We start from the raw sequence: 14,459 nt of genomic DNA, 5'->3' as shown, positions 1-14,459 counted from the left end.
ACGAGGAGTCCTCTTGCCAGACGAGGCCCAGCACCTGACCGCCGCCAAGCCCGAGTCCGCCTCGGGCCCCGCGGCCACGCCCGCGTCGCACGCGAAGGACGACAGCCGCGGGCCGGTCGAGCACGACCGCTCCGCGCCCGCGGACAAGCCGGCCGAGCAGCCGCGGCCCAAACCGGCCACGCCCGAGCGGCCCGCCGCCACGCCCGCGTCCGCTGCCACGCCGGCCGCCGCCCCCGCGGCCCGCCCGTCCGCCGCGCAGCCGCCCGCCCGCTCCGGCTCCTCCAACCGCGTCCGCGCCCGCCTCGCCCGCCTCGGCGTCCAGCGCGCGAACCCCTACAACCCGGTCCTGGAACCGCTGCTGCGGATAGTGCGCAGCAACGACCCCAAGATCGAGACCGCGACGCTCCGCCAGATCGAGAAGTCCTACCAGGTCGCCGAGCGCTGGCACCGCGGCCAGAAGCGCAAGAGCGGCGATCCGTACATCACGCACCCGCTCGCGGTGACCACGATCCTCGCCGAGCTCGGCATGGACCCGGCCACCCTCATGGCGGGCCTGCTGCACGACACCGTCGAGGACACCGAGTACGGCCTGGAGGACCTGCGCCGCGACTTCGGCGACCAGGTCGCCCTGCTCGTCGACGGCGTCACCAAGCTGGACAAGGTCAAGTTCGGCGAGGCCGCGCAGGCCGAGACCGTGCGCAAGATGGTCGTGGCCATGGCCAAGGACCCGCGCGTCCTGGTCATCAAGCTCGCCGACCGCCTGCACAACATGCGCACCATGCGCTACCTCAAGCGCGAGAAGCAGGAGAAGAAGGCGCGCGAGACCCTCGAGATCTACGCGCCGCTCGCCCACCGCCTCGGCATGAACACCATCAAGTGGGAACTGGAGGACCTCGCCTTCGCGATCCTCTACCCCAAGATGTACGACGAGATCGTACGGCTGGTGGCCGAAAGGGCACCGAAGCGTGACGAGTACCTGGCCATAGTGACCGACGAGGTCCAGTCCGACCTGCGCGCCGCCCGCATCAAGGCGACCGTCACAGGCCGCCCGAAGCACTACTACAGCGTCTACCAGAAGATGATCGTGCGCGGCCGCGACTTCGCGGAGATCTACGACCTGGTGGGCATCCGCGTCCTCGTGGACACCGTCAGAGACTGCTACGCGGCCCTCGGCACCGTGCACGCGCGATGGAACCCGGTCCCCGGCCGGTTCAAGGACTACATCGCGATGCCCAAATTCAACATGTACCAGTCGCTGCACACGACGGTCATCGGCCCCAACGGCAAGCCCGTCGAACTCCAGATCCGCACCTTCGACATGCACCGCCGCGCCGAGTACGGCATCGCCGCGCACTGGAAGTACAAGCAGGAGGCCGTCGCCGGCGCCTCCAAGGTGCGCTCCGACGCGCCCCGGACCACCGGCAAGGACGACCACCTCAACGACATGGCGTGGCTGCGCCAGCTCCTGGACTGGCAGAAGGAGACCGAGGACCCCGGCGAGTTCCTGGAGTCCCTGCGCTTCGACCTGTCGCGCAACGAGGTCTTCGTCTTCACGCCGAAGGGCGACGTGATAGCGCTGCCGGCCGGCGCCACGCCCGTGGACTTCTCGTACGCGGTGCACACCGAGGTGGGCCACCGCACCATAGGAGCCCGGGTCAACGGACGCCTCGTACCGCTGGAGTCGACCCTGGACAACGGCGACCTGGTGGAGGTCTTCACCTCCAAGGCCGCCGGGGCCGGACCGTCGCGGGACTGGTTGAACTTCGTCAAGTCGCCGCGCGCCCGCAACAAGATCCGGGCGTGGTTCTCCAAGGAGCGCCGCGACGAGGCGATCGAGCAGGGCAAGGACGCCATCGCGCGCGCGATGCGCAAGCAGAACCTGCCGATCCAGCGCATTCTCACCGGCGACTCGCTGGTCACGCTGGCGCACGAGATGCGCTACCCCGACATCTCCTCGCTGTACGCGGCGATCGGCGAGGGCCATGTGGCCGCGCAGAACGTCGTACAGAAGCTGGTGCAGGCGCTCGGCGGCGAGGAGGCGGCCACCGAGGAGATGGACGAGGCGGTCCCGCCGTCGCGCACCCGCGGCCGCAAGCGGCGCAGCAACAACGACCCCGGTGTCGTGGTCAAGGGCGTCGACGACGTGTGGGTCAAACTGGCCCGCTGCTGTACGCCCGTCCCCGGCGACCCGATCATAGGGTTCGTCACCCGGGGTAGTGGCGTATCGGTTCACCGCAGCGACTGCGTCAACGTGGAGTCACTGTCCCGCGAGCCCGAGCGCATCCTCGAGGTCGAGTGGGCGCCGACGCAGTCCTCGGTCTTCCTGGTCGCCATCCAGGTCGAGGCGCTGGACCGCTCCCGGCTCCTGTCGGACGTCACCCGTGTCCTGTCCGACCAGCACGTCAACATCCTCTCCGCGGCCGTCCAGACCTCCCGCGACCGCGTGGCCACCTCCCGCTTCACCTTCGAGATGGGCGACCCCAAGCACCTGGGCCACGTCCTGAAGGCGGTCAGGGGTGTGGAGGGCGTGTACGACGTGTACCGGGTGACGTCGGCGCGCCGCCCGTAGGCAGGCCGTCGCCTGTAGGCAGGCCGTCGCCCGTAGGCGCAGGCAGTCTCGTCGGCAGGCAGGCATGGGAGAGGCCCCCGTACGACTCGTACGGGGGCCTCTCCCATGCCTGTGTCCGGGTGGGTCAGCCGCCGAACTCCTGCAGACCCTTCAGCGCCTGGTCCAGCAGGGCCTGGCGGCCCTCCAGCTCGCGCTCCAGCTTGTCGGCGCGGGCCGAGTTGCCCTGGGCGCGGGCCTGCTCGATCTGACCCCGGAGCTTGTCCACGGCGGCCTGGAGCTGACCGGTCAGACCCTCGGCACGCGCGCGTGCCTCCGGGTTCGTCCGGCGCCACTCGGTCTCCTCGGCGTCCTGGATCGCCCGCTCCACGGCGTGCATCCGGCCCTCGACCTTCGGCCGGGAGTCCCGCGGGACATGGCCGATGGCCTCCCAGCGCTCGTTGATCGAGCGGAACGCGGCCCGCGTCGACTTCAGATCGCCGATCGGCAGGAGCTTCTCGGCCTCTTCGGCCAGCTCCTCCTTGAGCTTCAGGTTCTCCGTCTGCTCGGCGTCCCGCTCGGCGAAGACCGAGCTGCGGGCGGCGAAGAACACGTCCTGGGCGCCGCGGAAGCGGTTCCACAGATCGTCCTCGTGCTCGCGCTGGGCGCGGCCCGCGGCCTTCCACTCCGCCATCAGCTCGCGGTAGCGGGCGGCCGTCGGACCCCAGTCCGTCGAGGCGGACAGCGCCTCGGCCTCGGAGACCAGCCGTTCCTTCGTCCTGCGGGCCTCCTCGCGCTGTGCGTCCAGCTGCGCGAAGTGCGCCTTGCGGCGCTTGGAGAACGCCGAGCGCGCGTGCGAGAACCGGTGCCACAGTTCGTCGTCCGACTTGCGGTCGAGCCGAGGCAGACCCTTCCAGGTGTCCACCAGGGCGCGCAGCCGCTCACCGGCGGCCCGCCACTGGTCGGACTGGGCGAGCTGCTCCGCCTCGACGACCAGGTCCTCCTTGGCCTTGCGGGCCTCGTCGGACTGCTTGGCGCGCTGCACCTTGCGTTCCTCGCGCCGCGACTCGACGGTCGCCACCAGCTTGTCCAGCCGCTCCCGCAGCGCCTGAAGATCACCGACCGCGTGGTGCGCGTCGACCTGCTCGCGGATGTGGTCGATCGCGACCTGGGCGTCCTTGGCCGACAGATCGGTGGTCTGCACTCGCTTCTCGAGGAGGCCGATCTCGACAACCAGGCCCTCGTACTTGCGCTCGAAGTAGGCCAGCGCCTCCTCGGGGGAGCCGGCCTGCCAGGAACCGACGACCTGCTCGCCGTCGGCCGTACGCACGTACACGGTCCCCGTCTCGTCGACGCGGCCCCACGGGTCGCTGCTCACAGCGCCTCCTCCACATGATGCCTCCGAGGGGCTTCAGCGCCCCTGGGCATCGTCCACAGTTTCGTCACGGCCAACATAGGCGACCGGCGGTATGCCTGTCCGCATCCAGCGCGACCGAAATTGCGCTGTCAGCCGCCCTGAACGTCAGGATTTGGTGACCGTCGCCTTGTTGATGACGACCGTCGCGTTCGGGGCGCCGTCACCCGCGCCGGTGTTCTCCCCGGCGGCGGCGATCTTCTTCAGGACGGTCAGGCCCTTGGCCGAGATCGTGCCGAACGGGGTGTAGCTCGGCGGGAGCTGGCTGTCCTGGTAGACGAGGAAGAACTGGCTGCCGCCGGTGTCCGGCTGCGAGGTGTTCGCCATGGCGACCGTGCCGGCCGGGTAGACGTTGTCCTTGAGGCTCTTGTCCTTCAGGTTCTCGTCCGGAATCGTGTAGCCGGGGCCGCCGCTGCCGGTGCCCGTCGGGTCGCCGCACTGCAGCACGTAGATGCCGTTGGTGGTGAGCCGGTGGCACTTGGTGTGGTCGAAGTAGCCCTTGCCCGCGAGGAAGTCGAACGAGTTGACGGTGTGCGGGGCCGCCGAGGTCTTCAGCGCTATGTCGATGTCACCGCAGGTCGTCGCCAGCTTCATCGTGTAGTCGGCCGACTTGTCGATGGTGATCGCCGGCTCCTTCTTCCAGGTCAGCTTCTCGACCGAACCGGCGGCAGCCTTCTCGCACGGGTCCTTCACGGCGCTGGGCGACGCGGACGGGGTGGTGTCCGCGCTCGCGTTCGCCTTGTCGTCCTCCTTGAGGACGCCCGTCGTGTACAGCGCCACACTGCCCACGATGATCACGCCGAGCACCGACGCGATCACCGAGTTGCGCACACGCGCCTTGCGTCGGGCGGACGTGCGCCGCTGCTGCTGCCGCAAGAACTTCTCCCGGGCGAGCTGACGCTTCCGCTGTTCCTGGGTGACCACCGGGTTTTCTCCTCGTGCGTCTCGTACGTCGACTGGGACGCGTGCGTCTTGTGAGCCGACCGCCTGCGTGTGCCCCGTACGGTATATGGGTTCGCTGAGGAATCGGCAGCGCCGGTAGGCTCTGACCACAGGTGGAGCCCACCGAATGCCACCGAATACCGTCGAACCGAATACCGTCGACAAGCCCTCCCGTATCGACACAACGAAGGACGATCGTGCTCATTGCCGGGTTCCCCGCCGGGGCCTGGGGGACGAACTGTTATCTCGTCGCCCCCGCCGCCGGCGAGGAGTGCGTGATCATCGACCCGGGCCACCAGGCGGCCCCCGGAGTCGAGGAAGCGATCAGGAAGCATCGGCTCAAGCCCGTCGCCGTCGTCCTCACCCACGGCCACATCGACCATGTGGCCTCGGTCGTCCCCGTGTGCGGCGCCCACGACGTGCCGGCCTGGATCCACCCCGAGGACCGGTTCATGATGAGCGACCCCGAGAAGGCGCTCGGCCGTTCCATCGGCATGCCGCTCATGGGCGAGCTGACCGTGGGCGAGCCGGACGACGTCCGGGAGCTGACCGACGGCGCGCGGCTGGACCTGGCCGGTCTGGAGTTCTCCGTCGCGCACGCGCCGGGCCATACGAAGGGGTCGGTGACCTTCCGGATGCCCGAGACGACCGAGATCCCCTCGGTCTTCTTCTCCGGGGATCTGCTGTTCGCCGGCTCCATCGGACGCACCGACCTGCCCGGCGGCGACATGGCCGAGATGCTCGACTCGCTGGCCCGCGTGTGCCTGCCGCTCGAGGACTCGACCGTGGTGCTGTCCGGCCACGGCCCCCAGACGACCATCGGCCAGGAGCGCGCCGCCAACCCGTATCTGCGGCAGGTGGCGGCCGGCGGCCAGGGAGCGGGTTCGAACACCCCTCCCCGACGAGGAATGTGACGAGAGACCTTCCGTGAGTACCTTCCAGGCCCCCAAGGGCACGTACGACCTGCTTCCGCCGCGCTCCGCGAAGTTCCTCGCGGTGCGCGAGGCCATCGCGACCCCGCTGCGCAACTCCGGCTACGGCTATGTCGAGACGCCCGGCTTCGAGAACGTGGAGCTGTTCGCCCGCGGTGTCGGCGAGTCCACCGACATCGTCAGCAAGGAGATGTACGCCTTCGAGACCAAGGGCGGCGACCAGCTCGCCCTGCGCCCCGAGGGAACGGCGTCCGTCCTGCGCGCCGCCCTCGAGGCGAACCTGCACCGGCAGGGCAATCTCCCGGTCAAGCTCTGGTACTCGGGCTCCTACTACCGCTACGAGCAGCCGCAGGCGGGCCGTTACCGCCACTTCTCCCAGGTCGGCGCCGAGGCGATCGGCGCGGAGGACCCGGCGCTGGACGCCGAGCTGATCATCCTGGCCGACCAGGCGTACCGCACGCTCGGCCTGCGCGACTTCCGCATCCTGCTCAACAGCCTGGGCGACAAGGAGTGCCGCCCGGTGTACCGGGAGGCGCTGCAGACCTTCCTGCGCGGCCTGGACCTCGACGAGGACACGCTGCGCCGCGCGGACATCAACCCGCTGCGCGTCCTGGACGACAAGCGCGCCGACGTCCAGAAGCAGCTCACCGACGCCCCGCTGCTGCGCGACTACCTGTGCGACTCCTGCAAGGCGTACCACGAGGAGGTCCGCGAGCTGATCACGGCGGCGGGCGTCGCCTTCGAGGACGACCCGAAGCTGGTCCGCGGCCTGGACTACTACACCCGTACGACCTTCGAGTTCGTGCACGGCGGTCTGGGCTCCCAGTCCGCGGTGGGCGGCGGCGGCCGCTACGACGGCCTGTCCGAGATGATCGGCGGCCCCGCACTGCCCTCCGTGGGCTGGGCGTTGGGCGTCGACCGCACGGTCCTCGCCCTGGAGGCGGAGGGCGTCGAGCTCGAACTCCCCGCGTCCACCAGCGTGTTCGCGGTCCCGCTGGGCGAGGAGGCCCGCCGCATCCTCTTCGCCAAGGTCACCGAACTGCGCAAGCTCGGTATCGCCGCGGACTTCTCGTACGGCGGCAAGGGGCTCAAGGGCGCCATGAAGAACGCCAACCGCAGCGGGGCCCGCTATGCGATCGTCGCCGGTGAGCGCGACCTCGCCGAGGGTGTGGTGCAGCTCAAGGACATGGAGTCCGGCGAGCAGACGGCGATCGGCGTGAACGAGATCGTGGCGGAGCTGGAGTCGAAGCTCGGCTAGCGCGCGAGGCGAGGCGCCGGGTGCCGTTCGGGCGCCCGGCGCCTTCGCCGTGGGCGCCGAGACGGGGACCGAACGCCCCGGGGCGACCGCACGTACTTCCTTATGTCCATCGAACGGTGGAGACACGGCTCGGTGCGGCAGAATGGCGTCTGCCCGAAGATGGTCCAACTCTCAAGCGACGGATCGGCGTGATGAGCAAGACGACAGTGAAAGACGTCTCCACGGAGTCCGAGCCCGAGCGCGACGCCGCGACCGAGCCCCGGACGGTGGGCGGCAGCCGTGCGTTCGCGATTCTGCTGCTGATCACCGGTGCGGCCGGTCTGCTCGCCGCGTGGGTCATCACGATCGACAAGTTCAAGATTCTCGAAGGCAAGGTGGACGGCAAGACGTTCACCCCCAGCTGCAGCATCAACCCGATCGTGTCCTGCGGCAGCGTGATGGAGAGCAAGCAGGCCGCGGCCTTCGGCTTCCCCAACCCGATGCTCGGCCTGGTCGCCTACGGCATCGTCATCTGCGTCGGCATGAGCCTGCTGGCCCGCGCCCGCTTCCCGCGCTGGTACTGGCTGACCTTCAACTTCGGCACGCTCTTCGGCGTCGCCTTCTGCACCTGGCTGCAGTACCAGTCCCTGTACAAGATCAACGCGCTGTGCCTGTGGTGCTCGCTGGCCTGGGTCGCGACGATCACGATGTTCTGGTACGTGACCTCGTTCAACGTACGCAACGGCTTCCTGCCCGCCCCCGGCTGGCTGAAGCGGTTCTTCGGCGAGTTCACCTGGGTCCTGCCGGCCACCCACATCGGCATCATCGGCATGCTGATCCTGACCCGCTGGGGCACCGACCTCTGGGCCTGACCCGGCCCCGAACAGGACTGTCAGACCTCTGACGTAGGCTCCGGAGGTGTGGAGCCCGACCTGTTCACCGCCGCAGCCGAAGACCGCCAGGAGAAGGACCCCGCAGGGAGCCCCCTGGCGGTCCGGATGCGCCCGCGCACCCTCGACGAGGTGGTGGGCCAGCAGCACCTGCTGAAGCCGGGCGCACCCCTGCGCCGCCTGGTCGGCGAGGGCGCCAAGGGCCCGGCCGGCCCGTCGTCCGTGATCCTCTGGGGACCGCCCGGCACCGGCAAGACGACTCTCGCCTACGTGGTCTCCAAGGCCACCGACAAGCGCTTCGTCGAGCTCTCCGCGATCACCGCCGGCGTCAAGGAGGTCCGCGCGGTCATCGACGGCGCCCGCCGCGCCACCGGCGGCTACGGCAAGGAGACCGTCCTCTTCCTCGACGAGATCCACCGCTTCAGCAAGGCCCAGCAGGACTCCCTGCTCCCGGCCGTCGAGAACCGCTGGGTGACGCTGATCGCGGCGACCACCGAGAACCCGTACTTCTCGGTGATCTCGCCCCTGCTCTCCCGTTCCCTCCTGCTCACCCTCGAACCGCTCACGGACGACGACCTGCGCGGGCTGCTGAGGCGGGCGCTGAGCGACCAGCGCGGCCTCAAGGGCGCCGTCACCCTCCCCGAGGACACCGAGGCGCACCTCCTGCGCATCGCCGGCGGCGACGCCCGCCGTGCCCTGACCGCCCTGGAGGCCGCCGCCGGGGCCGCCCTCGACCAGGACGAGACCGAGATCAGCCTCCAGACCCTGGAGCAGACGGTCGACCGGTCGGCGGTGACCTACGACCGCGACGGCGACCAGCACTACGACGTCGCCAGCGCCCTCATCAAGTCCATCCGGGGATCCGACGTCGACGCGGCGCTGCACTACCTGGCCCGGATGATCGACGCCGGCGAGGACCCCCGTTTCATCGCCCGCCGTCTGATGATCTCCGCCAGCGAGGACATCGGCCTCGCCGATCCGGGCGCGCTGCCCCTCGCGGTCGCCGCGGCCCAGGCCGTCGCCATGATCGGCTTCCCCGAGGCCGCCCTCACCCTCAGCCACACCACCATCGCCCTCGCCCTGGCCCCCAAGTCCAACGCGGCGACCCTGGCCATCGGCGCCGCCCTGGACGACGTACGCAAGGGGATGGCCGGGTCCGTGCCGGCGCATCTGCGGGACGGGCACTACAAGGGGGCCGCCAAGCTGGGGCACGCGCAGGGGTATGTGTATCCGCACGACCTGCCGGAGGGCATCGCCGCCCAGCAGTACGCGCCGGACGGGATCAGGGACCGCGAGTACTACACGCCGACCCGGCACGGCGCCGAGGCGCGCTACGCGGACGCGGTCGAGTGGACCAGAGCGCACCTCGGTCGCAAGGGGCCCTGAGCACCCTGTAGACTCGCCCGAAGCGCTGCGTCCCGTGTCCGGCCCCGGCCGGTTCACCAGAACGGGACATGCAGCCGGAGCCCCGCCCCTCGGGACGGGATCTCCAGGAGCGTCGCGCACCGTCGAACGGTGTCGCGGGCAGCCCACCACCACCCGGTTCTCCGGGAGAGGTCGGTGGGCCACTCGCGTGCTGCACATGTGCCCAGACCAGGGAGCGGCTGCCCGGCCCGTCCGCAAGGACGGAAAGCGGGTTTCCCAGGCTGCGGATGCGACCTCCCTTAACTCTGGTGAGCCGAAACCCAGGAAAGAGAAGAACACCGTGGCGAATCAGTCCCGCCCCAAGGTCAAGAAGTCGCGTGCCCTCGGCATCGCGCTGACCCCGAAGGCCGTCAAGTACTTCGAGGCCCGCCCCTACCCGCCGGGCGAGCACGGCCGTGGCCGCAAGCAGAACTCGGACTACAAGGTCCGTCTGCTCGAGAAGCAGCGTCTGCGCGCGCAGTACGACGTGTCCGAGCGCCAGCTCGTCCGCGCCTACGAGCGTGCCTCCAAGGTCCAGGGCAAGACCGGTGAGGCCCTGATCATCGAGCTCGAGCGTCGTCTCGACGCCCTGGTCCTGCGTTCGGGCATCGCCCGCACCATCTACCAGGCCCGTCAGATGGTCGTGCACGGCCACATCGAGGTCAACGGCCAGAAGGTCGACAAGCCGTCCTTCCGCGTCCGTCCCGACGACGTCGTGATGGTCCGCGAGCGCAGCCGCAGCAAGACGCTGTTCGAGGTCTCCCGCGCCGGTGGCTTCGCCCCCGACGGCGAGACCCCGCGCTACCTCCAGGTGAACCTCGGCGCCCTGGCCTTCCGCCTGGACCGCGAGCCGAACCGCAAGGAGATCCCGGTCATCTGCGACGAGCAGCTGGTCGTCGAGTACTACGCCCGTTGATCCCTTCCCGGATCTCCCGGCGGTCGTAGGACCTCTGTGCCTGAGCCCGTCGTCTCCTCGCCCCTCCGGGCGGGCGGGGCGGCGGGCTTTCGCGTGCCCGTAATGCGGTACAGAGCGCTGCGCCCGGCGCGATAGGCTCAACCTCTGAACCAGGTTCACAACCAGGTTCACAACTAGGTTCAACGCTTCAGGGAGCAGGTGCACGGTGTCCGGTGGAGAGGTGGCCGGAATCCTGGTGGCCGTGTTCTGGGCGATCCTGGTCTCCTTCCTCGCCGTCGCGCTGGCGAGGCTGGCCCAGACGCTCAGGGCGACCACCAGGCTGGTCGCGGACGTGACCGAACAGGCCGTCCCGCTGCTGGCCGACGCCTCCGCGGCGGTGCGCTCCGCGCAGACCCAGATCGACCGGGTCGACGCGATCGCCTCGGACGTCCAGGAGGTCACGTCGAACGCGTCGGCGCTGTCCACCACCGTCGCCTCCACCTTCGGCGGCCCCCTGGTGAAGGTCGCCGCCTTCGGCTACGGCGTGCGCCGGGCCCTCGGCGGCCGCAAGGACGACGGGCCCGCCAGGGAGCCCCGGCGTACCGTGATCGTGGGCCGCACGGTCTCCCGGCGGGAGAAGCGCAAGCCCCGTGGAAAGAGGGACTGAGGGCCGCGATGTTCCGTCGTACGTTCTGGTTCGGCACGGGCGTCGCCGCCGGTGTGTGGGCCACCACCAAGGTCAATCGCAAGCTGAGGCAGCTGACCCCCGAGAGCCTGGCCGCGACCGCGGCCAACAAGGCGCTCGAGACGGGAGCGCGCCTGAAGGACCGCGCGGTGGGCTTCGCGCTCGACGTCCGCGACAACATGGCCCAGCGGGAGGCCGAACTGGGGGAGGCGCTGGGGATCCACGAGAACCCCGAACTCCCCGCACCCAGGCGGTTCGCCGCCATCGAGAACCGCACCGACCCGAGCAACCCGAGGTACGTCGAGAACACGACGTACCCGTACAAGCGGAATGAGGACCACTGATGGAGTCGGCCGAGATTCGCCGCCGCTGGCTGAGCTTCTACGAGGAGCGCGGGCACACCGTCGTCCCTTCGGCGTCGCTCATCGCGGACGACCCGACTCTGCTCCTGGTCCCCGCCGGCATGGTCCCCTTCAAGCCGTACTTCCTCGGTGAGGTCAAGCCGCCGTGGTCGCGTGCCACCAGCGTGCAGAAGTGCGTGCGCACGCCCGACATCGAAGAGGTCGGCAAGACCACCCGCCACGGCACGTTCTTCCAGATGTGCGGCAACTTCTCCTTCGGCGACTACTTCAAGGAAGGCGCCATCACCTACGCCTGGGAGCTGCTCACCACGCCCCAGGACAAGGGTGGTTACGGGCTCGACCCCGAGCGCCTGTGGATCACGGTCTACCTCGACGACGACGAGGCCGAGACCATCTGGCGCGACAAGATCGGCGTCCCCGCCGAGCGCATCCAGCGCCTCGGCATGAAGGACAACTACTGGTCCATGGGTGTCCCCGGCCCCTGCGGCCCCTGTTCCGAGATCAACTACGACCGCGGCCCCGAGTTCGGCGTCGAGGGCGGCCCCGCCGTCAACGACGAGCGGTACGTGGAGATCTGGAACCTCGTCTTCATGCAGTACGAGCGCGGCGAGGGCATCGGCAAGGACAACTTCGAGATCCTCGGCGACCTGCCCAGCAAGAACATCGACACGGGCCTCGGCATGGAGCGCCTCGCCATGATTCTGCAGGGCGTGCAGAACATGTACGAGATCGACACCTCCATGGCCGTCATCAGGAAGGCCACCCAGCTGACCGGCGTCGAGTACGGCGCCGCCCACGACTCCGACGTCTCCCTGCGCGTGGTCACCGACCACATGCGGACGTCCGTGATGCTCATCGGCGACGGCGTCACCCCGGGCAACGAGGGCCGCGGCTATGTGCTGCGCCGCATCATGCGCCGCGCCATCCGCAACATGCGGCTGCTCGGCGCCACCGGCCTGGTCGTCAAGGACCTGATCGACACCGTCATCGAGATGATGGGCCAGCAGTACCCGGAGCTGGTCACCGACCGGCAGCGGATCGAGACCGTGGCCCTCGCCGAGGAGGCCGCCTTCGTCAAGACGCTGAAGGCCGGCACCAACATCCTCGACACGGCCATCACCGAGACCAAGGAGTCCGGCGGCGCGGTCCTGGCCGGCGAGAAGGCCTTCCTGCTCCACGACACCTGGGGCTTCCCGATCGACCTCACCCTCGAAATGGCCGCCGAACAGGGCCTTTCCGTGGACGAGGACGGCTTCCGCCGCCTGATGAAGCAGCAGCGCGACCAGGCCAAGGCCGACGCCCAGGCCAAGAAGACCGGCCACGCCGGCGTCGGCGCCTACCGCGAGATCGCCGACAAGGCCGGCGAGACCGACTTCATCGGCTACTCGGACACCGAGGGCGAGTCCACGATCGTCGGCATCCTCGTCGACGGCGTCTCCTCCCCGGCCGCCACCGAGGGTGACGAGGTCGAGATCGTCCTCGACCGCACCCCGTTCTACGCCGAGGGCGGTGGCCAGATCGGCGACACCGGCCGCATCAAGGTCGAGTCCGGCGCCGTGATCGAGATCCGCGACTGCCAGAAGCCGGTCCCGGGCGTCTACGTCCACAAGGGCGTCGTCCAGTTCGGCGAGGTCACGGTCGGCGCCAAGGCCCAGGCCTCGATCGACGCCCGTCGGCGCACGGCCATCGCCCGCGCCCACTCGGCCACCCACCTCACCCACCAGGCCCTGCGCGACGCCCTCGGCCCGACGGCCGCCCAGGCCGGCTCCGAGAACCAGCCGGGCCGCTTCCGCTTCGACTTCGGCTCGCCGTCCGCCGTTCCCACGGCCGTGATGACCGACGTCGAGCAGAAGATCAACGAGGTGCTCGCCCGCGACCTGGACGTGCACGCCGAGATCCTCAGCCTCGACGAGGCCAAGAAGCAGGGCGCCATCGCCGAGTTCGGCGAGAAGTACGGCGAGCGCGTCCGTGTGGTGACCATCGGCGACTTCTCCAAGGAGCTGTGCGGCGGCACGCATGTGCACAACACCTCCCAGCTCGGCCTGGTCAAGCTGCTCGGCGAGTCGTCGATCGGCTCGGGCGTGCGCCGGATCGAGGCCCTCGTCGGCGTGGACGCCTACAACTTCCTCGCCCGGGAGCACACGGTCGTCGCTCAGCTCCAGGAGCTGATCAAGGGGCGTCCGGAGGAGCTCCCGGAGAAGGTCTCGGCCATGCTCGGCAAGCTGAAGGACGCCGAGAAGGAGATCGAGAAGTTCCGCGCGGAGAAGGTCCTCCAGGCCGCCGCCGGTCTCGTCGAGTCCGCCCAGGACGTGCACGGCGTCGCCCTGGTCACCGGCCAGGTCCCGGACGGCACGACCGCCGACGACCTGCGCAGGCTGGTCCTCGACGTGCGCGGCCGCATCCAGGGCGGCCGCGCGGCCGTGGTCGCCCTGTTCACGGTCAACAACGGCAAGCCGCTGACGGTCATCGCCACCAACGAGGCCGCCCGCGAGCGCGGTCTCAAGGCCGGCGACCTGGTCCGTACGGCCGCCAAGACCCTCGGCGGCGGCGGTGGCGGCAAGCCGGACGTCGCCCAGGGCGGCGGCCAGAACCCGGCCGCCGTCGGCGAGGCCGTCGCCGCGGTCGAGCGGCTCGTGGCCGAGACGGCCAAGTGAGCCAGCTGATGCGGAAGGGCCGTCGACTCGCGATCGACGTCGGGGACGCCCGGATCGGGGTCGCCTCGTGCGACCCCGACGGGATCCTCGCCACCCCGGTGGAGACGGTCCCCGGCCGGGACCTTCCGGCGGCTCACCGTCGGCTCGGACAACTGGTCGAGGAGTACGAGCCGATCGAGGTCGTCGTCGGTCTCCCTCGCTCCCTCAAGGGGGGCGAGGGCCCGGCCGCGGTAAAGGTTCGAGGCTTCGCGCAGGAGCTCGCGAAGGGCATCGCGCCCGTCCCGGTCCGGCTGGTGGACGAGCGGATGACGACCGTGACGGCCAGTCAGGGACTGCGCGCTTCGGGCGTGAAGGCCAAGAAGGGCCGGTCGGTGATCGACCAGGCAGCCGCTGTGATCATCCTTCAGCAGGCCCTGGAATCCGAACGGGTGTCAGGTAAAGCACCGGGCGAGGGCGTCGAAGTGGTCATCTGATCGCGATACGGTAACGTTCCGCGCGA

At 69.8% G+C, this 14,459-nt stretch carries 12 protein-coding genes; 10 read left to right on the top strand and 2 right to left on the bottom strand.

Translation table 11 applies throughout. The annotated features are described in order from the left end of the window. Positions 1–13 precede the first annotated feature (13 nt). Positions 14–2,569 carry a bifunctional (p)ppGpp synthetase/guanosine-3',5'-bis(diphosphate) 3'-pyrophosphohydrolase gene (locus OG562_RS06555; protein ID WP_266394723.1) on the top strand — a complete coding sequence of 852 codons (2,556 nt, stop codon included), beginning with the start codon at positions 14–16 and terminating at the stop codon, positions 2,567–2,569. A 124-nt stretch (positions 2,570–2,693) separates the two neighbouring features. Here the strand turns inward: OG562_RS06555 and OG562_RS06550 are convergent, their stop codons facing one another. Continuing rightward, on the bottom strand, positions 2,694–3,923 hold the full coding sequence (locus tag OG562_RS06550; RefSeq protein ID WP_266394721.1) for a DUF349 domain-containing protein: 1,230 nt from the start codon (positions 3,921–3,923) through the stop codon (positions 2,694–2,696). Positions 3,924–4,067: 144 nt separating this feature from the next. After that, the gene (locus tag OG562_RS06545) at positions 4,068–4,883 is read right to left on the bottom strand and encodes a peptidylprolyl isomerase (protein WP_266394718.1); all 816 of its coding nucleotides are present in this window, start codon (positions 4,881–4,883) and stop codon (positions 4,068–4,070) included. Between the two features lie 215 nt (positions 4,884–5,098). Between OG562_RS06545 and OG562_RS06540 the strand changes: the two genes are divergently transcribed. The 9 genes from OG562_RS06540 to ruvX all read left to right on the top strand — a co-directional run bounded on the left by OG562_RS06540 (position 5,099) and on the right by ruvX (position 14,433). Further along, positions 5,099–5,815: an MBL fold metallo-hydrolase gene (locus OG562_RS06540; protein WP_266394716.1), complete on the top strand. Its 717-nt coding sequence runs from the start codon at positions 5,099–5,101 to the stop codon at positions 5,813–5,815. Between the two features lie 13 nt (positions 5,816–5,828). Continuing rightward, positions 5,829–7,091 (top strand): histidine--tRNA ligase, encoded by a 1,263-nt coding sequence (gene hisS / locus OG562_RS06535; RefSeq protein WP_266394714.1) that lies wholly within the window; start codon positions 5,829–5,831, stop codon positions 7,089–7,091. Positions 7,092–7,282: 191 nt separating this feature from the next. After that, positions 7,283–7,942 carry a vitamin K epoxide reductase family protein gene (locus OG562_RS06530; RefSeq protein WP_266394712.1) on the top strand — a complete coding sequence of 220 codons (660 nt, stop codon included), beginning with the start codon at positions 7,283–7,285 and terminating at the stop codon, positions 7,940–7,942. 48 nt (positions 7,943–7,990) lie between these two features. After that, positions 7,991–9,346 carry a replication-associated recombination protein A gene (locus OG562_RS06525; RefSeq protein ID WP_266394711.1) on the top strand — a complete coding sequence of 452 codons (1,356 nt, stop codon included), beginning with the start codon at positions 7,991–7,993 and terminating at the stop codon, positions 9,344–9,346. A gap of 319 nt (positions 9,347–9,665) precedes the next feature. Continuing rightward, positions 9,666–10,280: a 30S ribosomal protein S4 gene (gene rpsD, locus OG562_RS06520; RefSeq protein ID WP_153291663.1), complete on the top strand. Its 615-nt coding sequence runs from the start codon at positions 9,666–9,668 to the stop codon at positions 10,278–10,280. 205 nt (positions 10,281–10,485) lie between these two features. Next, positions 10,486–10,926, top strand: a complete 441-nt coding sequence (locus OG562_RS06515) for a DUF948 domain-containing protein (protein WP_266394709.1) — start codon at positions 10,486–10,488, stop codon at positions 10,924–10,926. An 8-nt stretch (positions 10,927–10,934) separates the two neighbouring features. Next, positions 10,935–11,288 carry a hypothetical protein gene (locus OG562_RS06510; RefSeq protein WP_266394707.1) on the top strand — a complete coding sequence of 118 codons (354 nt, stop codon included), beginning with the start codon at positions 10,935–10,937 and terminating at the stop codon, positions 11,286–11,288. Beyond that, positions 11,288–13,960 (top strand): alanine--tRNA ligase, encoded by a 2,673-nt coding sequence (alaS, locus tag OG562_RS06505; RefSeq protein WP_266394705.1) that lies wholly within the window; start codon positions 11,288–11,290, stop codon positions 13,958–13,960. The genes OG562_RS06510 and alaS overlap by 1 nt, the downstream gene beginning before the upstream one ends. Positions 13,961–13,968: 8 nt before the next feature. Then, positions 13,969–14,433, top strand: coding sequence for a Holliday junction resolvase RuvX (gene ruvX, locus OG562_RS06500; protein ID WP_266394703.1), 465 nt, complete (start codon positions 13,969–13,971; stop codon positions 14,431–14,433). Positions 14,434–14,459: the final 26 nt, after the last annotated feature.

The sequence above is a fragment of the Streptomyces sp. NBC_01275 genome, assembly GCF_026340655.1.
In the GTDB taxonomy this organism is placed as follows: domain Bacteria; phylum Actinomycetota; class Actinomycetes; order Streptomycetales; family Streptomycetaceae; genus Streptomyces.
The sequence above is the reverse complement of the archived record's forward strand: the minus strand, read 5'-3'. Positions and strand labels throughout refer to the sequence as shown.

Bases quoted from the DNA above. Each gene is read 5' to 3' on its own strand.
- alaS (WP_266394705.1), top strand. From the start codon at position 11,288: ATGGAGTCGGCCGAGATTCGCCGCCGCTGGCTGAGCTTCTACGAGGAG.
- ruvX (WP_266394703.1), top strand. From the start codon at position 13,969: ATGCGGAAGGGCCGTCGACTCGCGATCGACGTCGGGGACGCCCGGATC.
- OG562_RS06530 (WP_266394712.1), top strand. From the start codon at position 7,283: ATGAGCAAGACGACAGTGAAAGACGTCTCCACGGAGTCCGAGCCCGAG.
- OG562_RS06510 (WP_266394707.1), top strand. From the start codon at position 10,935: ATGTTCCGTCGTACGTTCTGGTTCGGCACGGGCGTCGCCGCCGGTGTG.